General features: G+C 41.3%; 11 protein-coding genes. 1 reads left to right on the forward strand and 10 read right to left on the reverse strand.

Going from position 1 to position 14,395, the window contains the following annotated elements; all coding sequences use genetic code 11:
* Positions 1-72: 72 nt before the first annotated feature.
* From alaS to AC4CS8_RS06360, 8 genes are all read right to left on the reverse strand, one after another.
* Positions 73-2,691 carry an alanine--tRNA ligase gene (gene alaS, locus AC4CS8_RS06325; RefSeq protein ID WP_493892430.1) on the reverse strand — a complete coding sequence of 873 codons (2,619 nt, stop codon included), beginning with the start codon at positions 2,689-2,691 and terminating at the stop codon, positions 73-75.
* A gap of 330 nt (positions 2,692-3,021) precedes the next feature.
* Positions 3,022-3,507: an LURP-one-related/scramblase family protein gene (locus tag AC4CS8_RS06330; protein ID WP_493892431.1), complete on the reverse strand. Its 486-nt coding sequence runs from the start codon at positions 3,505-3,507 to the stop codon at positions 3,022-3,024.
* 351 nt (positions 3,508-3,858) lie between these two features.
* Entirely contained in the window at positions 3,859-4,848 is a 990-nt protein-coding gene (prsA, locus tag AC4CS8_RS06335; protein WP_493892432.1) for a peptidylprolyl isomerase PrsA, read from the reverse strand.
* Between the two features lie 59 nt (positions 4,849-4,907).
* A complete protein-coding gene (locus AC4CS8_RS06340) occupies positions 4,908-5,627 on the reverse strand; it encodes an O-methyltransferase (protein WP_493892433.1) in 720 nt (239 codons plus the stop codon).
* 80 nt (positions 5,628-5,707) lie between these two features.
* Positions 5,708-6,256: a DUF6630 family protein gene (locus tag AC4CS8_RS06345; RefSeq protein WP_493892434.1), complete on the reverse strand. Its 549-nt coding sequence runs from the start codon at positions 6,254-6,256 to the stop codon at positions 5,708-5,710.
* A 112-nt stretch (positions 6,257-6,368) separates the two neighbouring features.
* A complete protein-coding gene (gene pepF / locus AC4CS8_RS06350) occupies positions 6,369-8,183 on the reverse strand; it encodes an oligoendopeptidase F (RefSeq protein ID WP_493892435.1) in 1,815 nt (604 codons plus the stop codon).
* A gap of 72 nt (positions 8,184-8,255) precedes the next feature.
* A complete protein-coding gene (locus AC4CS8_RS06355) occupies positions 8,256-8,894 on the reverse strand; it encodes a hypothetical protein (protein WP_493892436.1) in 639 nt (212 codons plus the stop codon).
* 34 nt (positions 8,895-8,928) lie between these two features.
* Positions 8,929-9,882, reverse strand: coding sequence for a competence protein CoiA (locus tag AC4CS8_RS06360; RefSeq protein ID WP_493892437.1), 954 nt, complete (start codon positions 9,880-9,882; stop codon positions 8,929-8,931).
* A 60-nt stretch (positions 9,883-9,942) separates the two neighbouring features.
* Between AC4CS8_RS06360 and AC4CS8_RS06365 the strand changes: the two genes are divergently transcribed.
* Positions 9,943-10,509 carry a GNAT family N-acetyltransferase gene (locus tag AC4CS8_RS06365; protein ID WP_493892438.1) on the forward strand — a complete coding sequence of 189 codons (567 nt, stop codon included), beginning with the start codon at positions 9,943-9,945 and terminating at the stop codon, positions 10,507-10,509.
* 30 nt (positions 10,510-10,539) lie between these two features.
* Here AC4CS8_RS06365 and metG read toward each other — a convergent pair whose 3' ends face one another.
* Both metG and AC4CS8_RS06375 read right to left on the reverse strand, forming a co-directional pair.
* The gene (gene metG / locus AC4CS8_RS06370; RefSeq protein WP_493892439.1) at positions 10,540-12,543 is read right to left on the reverse strand and encodes a methionine--tRNA ligase; all 2,004 of its coding nucleotides are present in this window, start codon (positions 12,541-12,543) and stop codon (positions 10,540-10,542) included.
* Between the two features lie 264 nt (positions 12,544-12,807).
* The gene (locus tag AC4CS8_RS06375; protein ID WP_493892440.1) at positions 12,808-14,067 is read right to left on the reverse strand and encodes a transposase; all 1,260 of its coding nucleotides are present in this window, start codon (positions 14,065-14,067) and stop codon (positions 12,808-12,810) included.
* Positions 14,068-14,395: the final 328 nt, after the last annotated feature.

The following is a 14,395-nucleotide window of genomic DNA, read 5'->3' on the forward strand; positions in this document are numbered from 1 at the left end:
ACTAAAATGCAGATATTTGTATTATACCAAAAAAACTCCTTCATCCAGAGGATAAAAGAGTTTAGTGAGCGATTACAGATTTTCAGCCACACTATTCAAAAGGGTTTGAATTGCAGATGCATCACTACCACCTGCCATGGCCATGTCTGGTTTACCACCACCACGACCTGCTACGATTGGAGCAAGAGCTTTGATGAGGTTTCCTGCATGCACATCACTTGATTTGCTTGCAACAAGGACATTGACCTTGTCACCGATTGCCGCAACAAGCACCAAGACATCAGAGTAATCTTTTTGTTTCCAGTTGTCTGCAAAGGTACGAAGGGCACCTGCATCAGATACTTGGACTTGGCTAGCAATGTAGCGAACGCCAGAGCTTTCTTTCACTTCTTTGAAGACATCTCCAGCTGCCGCAGCTGCCGCTTTTTCTTTCAGAGAAGCATTTTCTTTTTGCAATTCGCGTAACTGCTCTTGAAGGCTTGCAACCTTATTTGGTACTTCCTTGATTTGTGGAGACTTGATAGTTGCTGCTACTTCTTTAAGAGCGTCTTCTTGGTCACGATAAGCAAGGAAGGCTTCACGACCCGTTACCGCGATGATACGACGTGTACCCGAACCGATACCTTCTTCTTTCAAAATCTTGAAGATTCCGATTTCAGCTGTGTTGCCAACGTGTGTACCACCACAGAGTTCGACAGAATAATCACCGATAGTTACAACGCGAACTTCTTTACCGTATTTTTCACCGAAGAGGGCCATTGCTCCCATTTCTTTAGCGGTGTCAATATCTGTTTCAACCGTCACAACTGGAATGGCTTTCCAAATTTGCTCATTGACTTCTTCTTCGATACGACGAAGTTCTTCTGCTGTAACAGCTTCAAAGTGAGTGAAGTCAAAACGAAGGAAATCTTGCTCATTCAAGGAACCTGCCTGAGTAGCGTGTTCACCGATAATGTTGTGAAGAGCAGCATGAAGCAAGTGAGTTGCCGTGTGGTTTTTCTCAACACCCTTACGACGCTTGGTTTCGATTTCAAGCGTGTAGGTTTGACCAACTGAAATACTTGCGGACAATTCAACTGTATGCAATGGCTGACCATTTGGTGCTTTCTGCACATCGATAACAGTCGCAACGACATCGCCGGTAGCATTTTTCACGAAACCGTGGTCTGCAACCTGTCCACCCATTTCAGCATAGAAAGGCGTTTGGTCAAAGACGAGAAGAGCTTGACCTTCTGATACAGCCTCTGTACGCTCGTTATTGGCAACGATAACAGACAAGTTGGCTTCAAGAGCAGTTTGACCGTAGACGAAAGTTGAAGTTTCAGTGATAGCTGCTAGGGTTTCATTTTGCATGCCCATTGAACCACCCTTGACAACTGAAGCACGCGCACGGTCTTGTTGCTCTTTCATAGCAGCTTCAAAGCCAGCAATATCAAGAGTCATACCACGGTGCTCTGCCAATTCTTCAGTCAATTCAACTTGGAAGCCATAAGTATCGTAGAGTTTGAAAATGTCACGACCATCAATCTTAGATTTACCTTCTGCTGCCAATTTATCCATCAACTGCTCCGCAAATTGTGAACCTGTATGAATGGTACGAGCAAATGACTCTTCTTCACTCTTAACAATCTTCTCAATAAAGGCACGTTTTTCAAGTACTTCAGGATAATAGCTTACCATGATATTGCCAACTGTTTCTACCAACTTGTACAAGAATGGCTCGGTAATTCCTAAACGTTGACCATGCATGGACGCACGACGGAGCAAACGACGAAGAACATAACCACGACCTTCATTACCAGGAAGTGCTCCATCACCAATCGCAAATGAAAGGGCACGGATATGGTCTGCAATGACCTTGAAGCTCATGTTATCGCCATCTGGGTCGTAGGTCTTACCAGAAATCTTCTCTACCTCACGAATAATTGGCAAGAAGAGGTCTGTTTCAAAGTTAGTCTTAGCCCCTTGGAAAATAGCTGCTAGGCGCTCCAAACCTGCGCCCGTATCAATGTTCTTGTTTGGCAATTCCTTGTACTCAGAACGTGGAAGAGCTGGGTCAGCATTGAATTGTGAAAGTACGATATTCCAAATCTCGATGTAGCGGTCATTTTCAATATCTTCTTCCAAAAGACGGATACCAATGTTTTCAGGGTCAAAATCTGTACCACGGTCAAAGAAGATTTCCGTATCTGGACCAGATGGGCCCGCACCGATTTCCCAGAAGTTGTCTTCTAGTGGAATCAAGTGACTTGGCTCGACACCAAGGGCAATCCAACGGTTGTAGGAATCCACATCATCTGGATAGTAAGTCATATAAAGCTTGTCTTTCGGAAAAGCAAACCATTCAGGACTTGTCAAGAGTTCAAACCCCCACTCAATCGCTTCATCACGGAAATAGTCGCCGATAGAGAAGTTTCCAAGCATTTCAAACATGGTGTGGTGACGAGCTGTCTTACCAACATTCTCAATATCGTTAGTACGAATTGATTTTTGAGCGTTTGTAATACGAGGGTTGTCAGGAATGACAGAGCCATCAAAGTATTTCTTGAGGGTTGCGACACCAGAGTTAATCCAAAGAAGAGTTGGATCGTTAACTGGGACAAGATTTGCAGAAGGCTCAACAGAGTGGCCTTTCGATTTCCAGAAATCCAACCACATTTGGCGAATTTGAGCAGAAGATAATTGTTTCATAAATTTAATATACCAAGAGCGTTAAGAAAGCGAAAAGAAAATAGGAGACCGACGCTGTGCGCTCGCGCACTAAGCAGTCTATCTTTTTCTCGACGCTTTTAGCTCGGGTTCAGTTTAACTATCCAGTTAAACCAAACCTTTCCTTTCGTTTAGATGTTTTGAGAAGTTATTACTAGAAAGAAGCAAGCCTTCCGGGCGGGTTCAATTTAGCAAACCAGCTAAATCAAACCATTCCTTTCGTATAATATTTAAGTTAGCGATACCAGTTTCAAAGAAAACCGATAATGTCCTTGTATTTGAAACTTGCAGTAATACCTGCAAAAGTGAGAGTTACGAACTTGATGACTCAAGCATCTCCACATAGTCTATTGCGACCACCAAGGAAATGACCAAATCAGCATAATCATCCTCGACAACAGTCACAGAATAATGAGAGGTCATATGAAAAAGTTCTTTGGAAATTTCAGCAATCAACCGTCCATCTGGTGTTTTCAGGCGAAAATCCAAATCCCAAATATTTCCCTCTATGGCCAAGCCTAGATTTTCCACAGTATAGCGGTCTTTGAGAAAGGTAAATTCTTTTCTCAAATAGAAAGAATGGCCGTTTGCCATATTAATCGTGAATTGCGGTAACCAAGTCAGGAATTTCTTGGTAATCTGACAAACTTCTCCGCCATGGGCATTCATCACGATAAATCGTTTTGGAATTTCGAGAAAAGAACCTTCCACTTGATAGGCAAGTTGTCCATGACTATCATGAATGTCAAACTTTTCACCACCAAAAGTAAAGCGTTGTTTTACTTGAAATTGTTTCATGATAACCTCCAAAAAAATGACAAGAAACCAAACGAAGGGCGAAAAACCGCGGTACCACCTTCATTCAATGACTTGTCATTCTCATTTCAGAACCTGTATTCACAAGTGAAGTACTTGTATATAAGAGATAGTATTTCGCTAATCAAGGCAGTTTTTTTAAAGGAATACTGACTGTATTTTGAAAAAAAACTAACGATGAGTAGATGAAAAACCAGACTTAGATAAAAGTGCTGAACTGTGAATACAGGTTCTCATATTCAATTGATAAACTAGGTAGCAAGATTTTTCGCTTAGATGGCTCGCAACAACCGCCATTTTTCTGAACTAAGTGGGAAAAATCCATTCCTAATTTTATTCATCAGATGAGGAGCTTGAAGTTTCTGTAGAGCTGGAAGTTTCTGTAGAACTTGACTCCGCTGTTGATGTAGATGAGCTAGTTGTGATGTATTGAGAAAGAAGAGATTGGAAAGCCTCATCTTTCACTTTTACATTGGCTTCTGTAAGAGCCTCTGAAATCACTTGCGTGATAAACGTACTATCTGCTTGTTTCTCAGCTAAGATGATTTCTTTTAATGTATCTTTGTAATCTTCCCAATTAGCTGATTTCTCTGTTTTAGATTCCAATTTAACAACATAGTAACTTGCTGTGTAAGTCGTCAAATCAACTGAGGTAATAACTGATGCTCCAACTTGTCCTGCATCCAATGCAAAAATCGCTGTTTGTACATCTGTAGGTACTGTAGTAGAAGTTGAATCAAATTTGACTTCTCCACCATTATCTTTCGTAGTAGTATCAGTAGAGTTATCTTTTGCTAATTGAGCAAAGTCCGCTCCTTCTGCTTGAGCTGCTGCTAATACTTCTTTTGCTTTCGCCTCGTCATCTAACTTAATGATACGAGCTGTTACTTCTGGTGTGTAAGCTTCATAGGCTGCTTGGTAATTAGCATCTGTCAATTCTTTTTCTGCAGCTACTTTAACAGCATACTCAACTAATTTATTTGTACGAATTTGCGCTTTATAGGTTTCTTCAGTTAATCCAGCAGAAGAAAGAGCTGTTGCGAATGAATCGCCATATTGATCCGCCATTTCTTGATACGCTTTATTAACTTCCTCAGTTGTAACTTTATCGCCGTATTTTTCTTCAAACACATCCGAGATAATCATCGTCAAAAGTACTTGTTGAGCTGAAGTATTTGTTTTTACTTGTTCATAAAACTCAGAAACTGTTATAGTTGAACCTTTCATCGTGATGATATCTTTATCGGTAGCATTTGAACAAGCTGCTAGAGTAATCGCCGCAAGCAAGGTCACAGCACCTGCCATAATTTTTTTTGTTTTCATCAAAAAACTCCTCAAATTTGTTTAACTTTTTTATTATAACACAAAATCTTAAAGATTGCTTAATTTTCATTAAAATCCAAATTGACTCTTGCAACATTTTTTCGAATCATAAGAAGACCATCGCTCATTGGAACAATACTCACGGTTAAGTCTGGATTATCCAAGGTAGCATCAAATAGCTTATGGAGCCCACGGTAAATTGTCCGTTGCCCACGGCGAACCTCTTCAATATCCTTTGCAATGTCTCCACCTTGGAAAATATCATCGATGACAATCAAACCACCAATTTGAAGCTTTCTTAATATTTCAGGCAGAAAGACAATGTATTTTGACTTAGCAGAATCCATAAATACAAAATCGTAGCTATCGTCTGGAAGGCCTGGAAGTAAGTCCATCGCTTCACCTTCTAATAATTCAATTTGCTTACGGCTATCAAATTTGGCAAAATTTTCCTTGGCAAATCCAATCATCTCTTCGTTGCGATCAATGGTCGTGATACTAGAAGCTGGGCTATTTTCAGCCATTAAGAGTGCAGAAAAACCAATAGCTGTTCCAATTTCCAATATTCTTTTGGGTTGTACCAATTGAAGTAATAATCGAAAATATGCAACTGTCTCGTGTGGAATAATAGGAATATTTTCTCTCTGAGCAAATTCTGCTAATTCTTTTAAAAAACCAGTATTCTGTGCCTGACGGCTACGCATAAAATCCACAATTTCTTCCTTTACAACTGGGCGACGCATATTGTGGTTTGCGTTCTCACTATATGATTTTACCATGTTTTTTAGTATATCATAGAGGCCCAAACAAGGTCAAGGTAAGCAACTTTCTAATCCCGCCAAGAAGAGTGACCTTATCCTCACTCTTCTTTCACTAGTTTAATGGCATATCCTAATTGTTCTGCTAAAATCCTCAAACGCTCATAAGTTATTTTTGAACAAATGAAGATGATATCCCAGTCCACTTCCATAGCAATCCGAGCCACACAGTAGTCTGATTCTTCCAGTCGATTTTGAAGTATTGCAAGACAATCCGTTACGCTTGTTCCATTATGGAAGGATTGCTCTAACTGATTCTCTCCGAATTCAATAACATTCCAGCACTGTAGCTCTCTTATTCTAGCCCAAAATTCTGCTTCTTCTATATTAGGCTCTATCATACATAGATGCCCTCTATTAGCCAATAAATAAAGCATTATCCACCAAGCATTCTCGACTTGGGAGTGACTAAACTGGTCAGATAGATTCTGAAAATCTCTTTCCTGTAATCTTTCTATCAAGAAGTCGAGAATGACGTTTGAATCATCCTCAAAAACAATCAACCGTAACTCTTCATAGATTTGCTGATCTCCTTGTGAAAGAAGATCAGCTACTTCAAATAAATCTAGTAAACTTTCCTCTGTAAACATTTAAATTTCCTATTTTTATTTTAATATTTTACTCTACAAACAGAATTGTAACTAATCGTGAAGCAACATTTATCATTATCATCACTCCACGAATAGCTTACAAATCGTCAGTTTAATCCTTATCAGATAAATGCACACCTTTTTCAACAAGTTCTTCAAGCTCTGTCAAGCGGGTTTCGAAAACTTTGAAAGCATCATTGAGATAGTCTTCTTTGGTCATATCCACACCAGCTTTTGCAATGACATTGAGTGAATAATCGGAGCTACCAGCTTTGAGGTAGTTGAGATAGTTTTCTTTGTCTTCTGGACTACCGTTGACGATTTTATTTGCTAGAGCAGATGCTGCCGCAAAACCTGTCGCATATTGGTAAACATAGAAATTGTAATAGAAGTGTGGAATACGTGCCCACTCATATTGAATTTCTGGATTTTCTTCTGCAGAAAGTCCGTAGTATTTCTCATTTGTCTGACCGTACAGTTCGTTTAGGAAATCAGCTGTCAAGACCTGACCTTCTTGGTCAGCCTTATAGATAGCTTGCTCAAATTCAGCGAATTGAGTTTGGCGGAAGACTGTTCCACGGAAGCCATCTAGGTAGTGGTTAAGAATAGCAAAGCGTTCCTTGTCATCTTCTACTTCTGCCAAGAGTTTTTCTGTCAAAAGATTTTCATTGGTTGTTGAAGCAATCTCTGCCAAGAAGAGTGAATAATGACCGTAGACATAAGGTTGCGTTTTACGTGTCAACATAGAGTGGAGCGAGTGTCCTGTTTCATGGATAAGAGTGTACATGTTATCCAAATTATCTTGCCAGTTAAGAAGCATGAAGGCATTGGTGTCATAAGCACCGCCCGAGTACGCTCCTGAGCGTTTCCCTTCATTGACATGAACATCAATCCAACGATTTTCAAAAGCTTCTTTTACAATCGCCGCATAATCTTCTCCGAAGATTTCCAAGGTTTCTTGACATTTTTTAAGGGCATCTTCGTAAGAAATTTTTGTACTAAAGTCTGACAAAGGTGTATACATATCGTACATCTTCAAGTCATCAATTCCCAAGAGTTTCTTACGCAAATTGATGTAACGGTGCAAGAGCGGAAGGTGCTTGTTGACTGCCGCCACTAATGTATCGTAAACAGATTCTGGAATAAAATTGGCTGCAAGTGATGCGTGGCGTGCTGAGTCGTACTTACGCAAACGAGCTTTTAGGTTATTGACCTTGACATTAGACTGGAGTGTCTTAGCGTAGGTATGCTGGAACTGCTCGTAGGTACCGTACATAGCTTCATAGGCTTCTTGGCGAACCTCACGGTTTTTAGACTCCATAAAGTGGATGTAATTGCCGTGAGAAAGTGGCACCAAATGGCCTTCTTCATCCGCAATCTCTGGGAAGCGTAAGCTGGCATTATCCAGAACAGAGAAGGTTTCAGCAGGGGACTCGAAAATCTCACTAGTCGCTGCAAGAACTTCTTCAACTTCTTGTGATAAAACATGCTCTTTTGCTGCTAAAAGCTTTTCAAATTGATGGCTGTATTGCTTCAAAGCTGGTTCTTCCTCTTTAAAGACTTCCAACTGCTCCTCTGTAATAGCCATAAATTCTGGCTCATAGAAGGCAAAAGCCTGTGAAAAGGCTGAGTACAAGCCCATGGCTTTCGCTTGGAATTCCTGATATTTCCCTTCACGCGTATCTTGGTCATTTTTCATAGACGCGTAAACATATAGTTTTTCAATGCGGCGCATAAGACCAAGTTGCGTTTCACTAATATCCAAAAGGCTCTTAGCCGAATCCAGCAAGTGACCTGCAAACTCTTTTGTTTTTTCTGTTTCTGCTTGTAAGTCGGCAAGCTCTACTTCCCAAGCTTCATCTGTTGGGAAAATCGTAGTCAAATCCCACTGGTACTTTTCTTCAATTTCATAACGTTGTTTAGACATAATAATTCCTCCGTGCTTAATATTCTAACATAAAAAAGCCCCTCTTTCCAATGGAAAGCGAGGGCTTACAAGTTACTCATTATCTGTAAAATAGGTCTTCGCGTCCGCAACTGCTTCTTTGACAAAGGTTTCATAAAAAGCAAGGTTTGGAATACCGTATTTGTTTAATAAGTTATCGACATAGCTACGTCCTTCTGCTTCTTCTATATTTCCATTTTGCTCTTGGTCATTCGTTTGATGAATGAAATTTCCTTGCAAATCAACAGTTAGAGTTCCATCATTTGCAAACGAAATAGAGTAGCCACTTTCTGTAGAATACTGACCAACCTGTCCCTTGGCTTCACTGCTTTTCTCTGCACCTTCATATTCATCTGTCGCTACGATATAGCTTTCAGACTCGACGAAATAGGTTACCGTGCAACCACTAGGATAATAAAGCATGTAGTATTCACCCTCAATCGAATCAAACATACGGATAAACTGGGTTTCATCTTCAAAAGCTATAACGCCGCCTCCACCTTCTAGTTCTTCTTTGGATACTATCTTCGAACTATGTTGAGAGGTAAACTTCTGAGCTTCTTCTGCATTGACTTCGGTCACTTGCTGACTAGATGAAGTTGCTGTTCCTTGCTCAGACTTGACAGCACAAGCCGTTAAGCAAGCTACCATCAGTAAGGAAGAGCTCAGTAATGCTAGACGATACCATTTCATAGCAGAAACCTCCTTGTAAATCTTTTTTCTTTTATTATATCATTATTTTTATTTTTTGTCTATACATTATAGGAGGGTAAAGAACCTGTTTTCCCTTATCCTTTCTACCATCGTAAAAGTCATTGAAAGCCTGATAAACAGGGGTTAGGTCTTGGTTTATTTGGGCAAAGCCAATAGCAGAGCTGGGCAGACGATAATGGGGATACCAGTCTAGTACAGTCTTGGTTAGCAGATTTTCCCCTCTTTTATAAGCTTCTGCTTGCAGGGCTAGCCATTTGGGAGAACGATAATACAGTTGGCGAGCAATAAAACGAGGTAAATCCTTATCTAACTGACAAACCAAGCTAGACAAGAACTGTCTGGAAAAAGGCTGCCGTAGAATATCCAGTAAATTTCCCTCACCAAATGGATAAGTTTTCGTCAAACAGTGAACCTTTCCACGCAAATCCTCATGGATAAGGTAACGAAGTCGTAACTCCTTCTTCTCATCATCCAATTCCCAAAGATGAAAGCCCATATTCATACTAAAAGAGAGAAATTGCCTGTGTAAGTTGGTCAATCTTTCCTTGAGCCAAAGATCTTTTCCTAGCAACCAAATAACCTGATAACCAGCCTTCTGATAGACTTTCGTTCGGACCTGCAAACGTGAAATCGCTAGACTAGAACACTGAACTTCTAAAGCAAGACAATCATTGACAAATAAATCAGCTACTTGACCTATCCTAGGTAAACATTTTTCCAACTCAACCTTTTCTTTGTCAACCAACCACCTATAAATGTTTGATTTCAACGACAGGTGTTGGGCAGACTCATTCTCGGAGAAGTATTGGCAATCCCGTAGGGTGACATGGGCAAAGTGCGAACGCAGAATTTTTCCGGATTTGTATCGGACCAGGCCTCCACAACCTGGACAGGAATAGCGACCTTGTGGCGCAGGATTTTCCAAAAGATTAAAAATTTGTCGGTCTTCATCAAGTGCAACTAGCATACAACCTCCTTTCTTTATTAGTTCGTAACTTGTGGTAGAATAAGGGAAAGGAGATAGAAAATGACCAAAAAAGTTGCTAAGTGGGAGAAAGATGGCTTCATTCTGAAATCGTTTGAGGCTGGTTTTGCAGAAAAATATTACGAGGACTGCTTTACCAAGCCTTCTGCTGAAATCGATCGCCTGACAGGGAGTTCGGGAACGTATCCAAAAGACGATGTGATTACTTACTACAATCGGATTGTGAGTAATCCTGAACGATACGACTTTATGCTGATTGCACCTGACGGGACTTTTATCGGCGAGTCGGTCATCAATGAGTTGGACAGGGAAAACAACTCTGCTAACTTCCGTATCGTTATCTTTGACGAGGACTATCTGGGGCAGGGACTTGGTTCTTGGGCGGTTGAGAAAACCAGGGATTTCGCTTTTGAGCAGGTCGACCTGCACCGCTTGGAACTAGAAGTTTTTTCCTTCAATCCGCGTGCCAAACGTGCTTATGAAAAAGCAGGCTTTCGCTTAGAAGGGATCAAGCGTGATAGTCTTAAGACTACAGATGGCTACGCCGATACTCTTATCATGGCCATTCTTGAAGACGAATGGAAAACACTCAAAAAACCAGCTGATTAGAGCTGGTTTTTGTGTGTCTTGTAGCTCATTTTACCAAATCTGGCTGCCATTTGGCACAGATAGATCGACTGTCAACAGTGTTAAATTGCCCTCGTGTTCGGCAGATAAAATCATGCCCTGACTGAGCAAGCCCATCATCTTACGAGGCTTGAGGTTAGCAACGATTTGGACTTTCTTACCGACCAACTCCTGCTCATTTGGATAGTACTTGGCGATACCCGACAGGATTTGGCGGTCCTGACCGTCACCTGCGTCCAGACGGAATTTGAGCAACTTATCAGAGCCTTCCACCTTGGCCACTTCCTTGACTTCGGCCACACGGATTTCCACCTTGTCGAAGTCCTCGAACTTGATGGCTGCTTTCTCGTTTTTGAGTTCCACATCAGCTGGACTCCATTCCTTTTCTTCCTCTTGGGAAATAGCAGAGCCGCCACCCATTTGAGCTTGGATATAGGCGATTTCCTCATCCATATCTAGACGTGGGAAGATAGGCGTACCTTTTGCGACCACTGTCAAACCTGTTGGAAGACCTGCAAAGTCAAGGTTTTCAAGGTCAAATGCTGTCCCCAAACCAAGCTGTTCCATAATAGCATTTGAAGTGGTCATCATAAACGGTTGAATGAGATGTGCTACCACACGAAGACCAGCGGTCAAGTGCGCCATAACTGCTGCCAACTTGTCACGGTCTGCTTCATCTTTTGCCAAAATCCACGGTGCTGTCTCATCGATGTACTTGTTGGTACGGGAGATGATATTCCAAACAGCTTCCAGAGCGCGTGGATAGTCAACAGCTTCCATATACTTGTGGTAGCTTGCCAAGTTTTCAGCTACAACTGCCGCCAAGTCCGCATCAAAATCTGTCACATTGGCCACAAAAGTTGGTACCTGACCACCAAAATACTTGTTAATCATAGCAACCGTACGGTTGAGCAAGTTTCCAAGGTCGTTGGCTAGTTCGTAATTGATACGACCGACATAGTCCTCTGGCGTAAATGTTCCGTCAGAACCAACTGGCAAACTACGCATGAGGTAGTAACGTAGCGGGTCCAAACCAAAACGCTCTACCAACATTTCTGGATAGACCACATTTCCCTTAGACTTAGACATCTTGCCGTCTTTCATGACAAACCAGCCATGAGCAACCAAACGGTCTGGCAATTTCATATCTAACATCATGAGCATGATTGGCCAGTAAATGGAGTGGAAGCGAAGAATGTCCTTACCAACCATGTGGTAAACTGTTCCATTCCAGAATTTGTCATAGTTTGCTGTATCTTCCTGACCATAACCCAAGGCAGTTACGTAGTTGAGCAAGGCATCAATCCACACATAGACAACGTGCTTAGGATTGGACGGAACAGGCACGCCCCAGGTAAATGAGGTACGGGATACTGCCAAATCCTCCAAGCCTGGCTCGATGAAGTTTTTCATGATTTCATTCAAACGACCGTCTGGCTGGATAAAATCAGGATGAGCGTTGAAAAACTCGACCAATTTATCTTGATACTTGCTAAGGCGGAGGAAGTAAGATTCTTCTGAAACCCAGGCAACTTCGTGACCGCTCGGAGCGATACCACCTGTTACCTCACCGTTTTCATCTCGGAAGACTTCTTCTAATTGACTCTCGGTGAAAAATTCCTCGTCTGATACGGAGTACCAACCTGAATACTCACCCAAGTAAATGTCGTCCTGCGCCAGCAATTTTTCAAAAACAGCCGCTACTACTTCCTCATGATAATCATCTGTCGTGCGGATGAACTTGTCGTAAGAAATATCCAGCAAGTTCCAAAGTTCCTTGACGCCAACCGCCATACCATCAACGTAGGCTTGTGGGGTTAAACCAGCATCCTTTGCCTTCTCCTCAATCTTCTGTCCGTGCTCATCAAGTCCTGTTAGATAGAAGACCTCGTGGCCCATGAGACGCTTGTAACGAGCCAAGACATCGCAGGCAATGGTGGTGTAGGCCGACCCGATATGGAGCTTTCCAGACGGATAGTAAATCGGCGTAGTTATATAAAACGGTGTTTTTGTCATGTTTTTTCCTTTCAAATTCAGGGCAAATGAAACCCTGTTATTGATAACATCTCATTATACCAAAAAATGGTATATAAAACAAAGAAAGCCAGTAAAGAATCATTCCCTTTGTTGTATTTTTCAAAACCCGTTCGCTTTTCTGACAAAAATATTTGGTTTAACTCTCTTAAACTCAAGAATTTTCCTCCACTGATGGATTGAGATGGCTCGAAAACTGAAAAAAAGGGCGTACTACCCCCTTGGTTTTTGAACTATTTTTTATTTTTAGACTACCCAGCTGGCTAAATGAGTATTCTGGCCTTGTTTGAGTTTGGCTAAGGCAAATCCAACCATCACTAAAAAACTCATGGCAATAGCTAGACTCATCTTCTTAAGCCCTCGGATAGTGTGCTTCTCGAATCGAAAGTCGCGGTCTATACGCCCATTCACCCTCTCCACAGCTGTCCGCTTCTTGTAGAGTCGTTTAAACTTCTGACTATCTCTAGCTACTTGATTAAAGATAATAGGTTCTACCGACCGTTTTAAACGGAAGATGCGATTGTCCTGATAACGGGGATGAAAACCATACCGCAAACTGTCACAAGACTTATCGTACCCCTTATAGATAAGCTGAATCGCTTTGCCCTTGTCATCCACCCAAAAGACTTCTCCAGATTGATTGTAAATCACATCCGTATCAAGGTATTGCCTGGTTTCATCTTCTTTCCACTTATGAGGATGATCAATGATAGGAATAATCGTGGCTTCTTCTATGAGATTCTGAAGAGGAATTCCACTATAACCACGGTCTGCCATCAAATATTCCGCTCTCTGCATGGTCGTTTGACGCATGTTTCGAATCAGCCTTTTGGCAACAGTAGGTTCCCCTTCTGAGGCCGTCGTCACTTCCCAAGCAACAGGCAGTTCATAGGTCGCATCAACCACAAGATGACAACGATAGCCATAGTGTTTCTCCATAGAGACCGTTCCATTTTTATGATGACGTTTTTTTATAGCCATATCGGCATCACAGTCAGAGCGTCTATCCTTTCTTTGTTTCTTACCATATGGTGTTGCATAACTATCAATGAACTTGCCATCTAGGGCTAAGTCAACACCAAATTCCGGAAGAAGGTTGTATAGTTCAGATATGCCAGATAAAACCCACTCGTCAATGTCTGGACAGACCTCTTCCAAATCCTGAATAAAACGAGAATAAGCAGACTTAGAGGGAGCATGAACAAGTTTAATAGTACCATTTTTGAGCTTAACACCGTGAGTTTCAAAGCCACAGATTTGACGGAGCTGGCTATTCATATTAAGCTGACGAATCAACTGTTGATCGGTTTCCAATTGAAGAACTATTTTAGCAATATAGGCAATGAAGTAAGATTGAACAGAATAATCCTTACGCCCGTGTTTGCGTTTGGCTTCTAACTCATCAAATAGACCCGTTTCTGGAAGACCATCTAATACCATCAAAATTTTTTCTAAATCACCTAGTTCCTGATCCTCAAAAAGGTTAAGCTGTGTTATAATTTTCATAGTGAGACCTCGCTAATAGAGATTTTTGACTTAAAACTATTATAACGCTTTGACGTTGCATTGAGGCTCACAAAAGGGAAAAATCGCTACTTAACGTGGCGATTTTTCTTTTTATAGCGTGCTAATCTGGTGATAGGACGGGAATAAATAACTACGGGAATGATTCGTAAAAACTGACTTTCCTTTCGGCACATTTCTCTTTTAACAATTTAAATCTGTTATAGTCAAGTGAATGGTATGTTCTACTTCTTCAATAGGTAACTCAAACCATTCATTAGCTGAAACTTTTTCCCTGTTGAAGAAACAGTTTCTAATTGGACACGCTTAT

Source organism: Streptococcus sp. NSSLK0004, assembly GCF_059039125.1.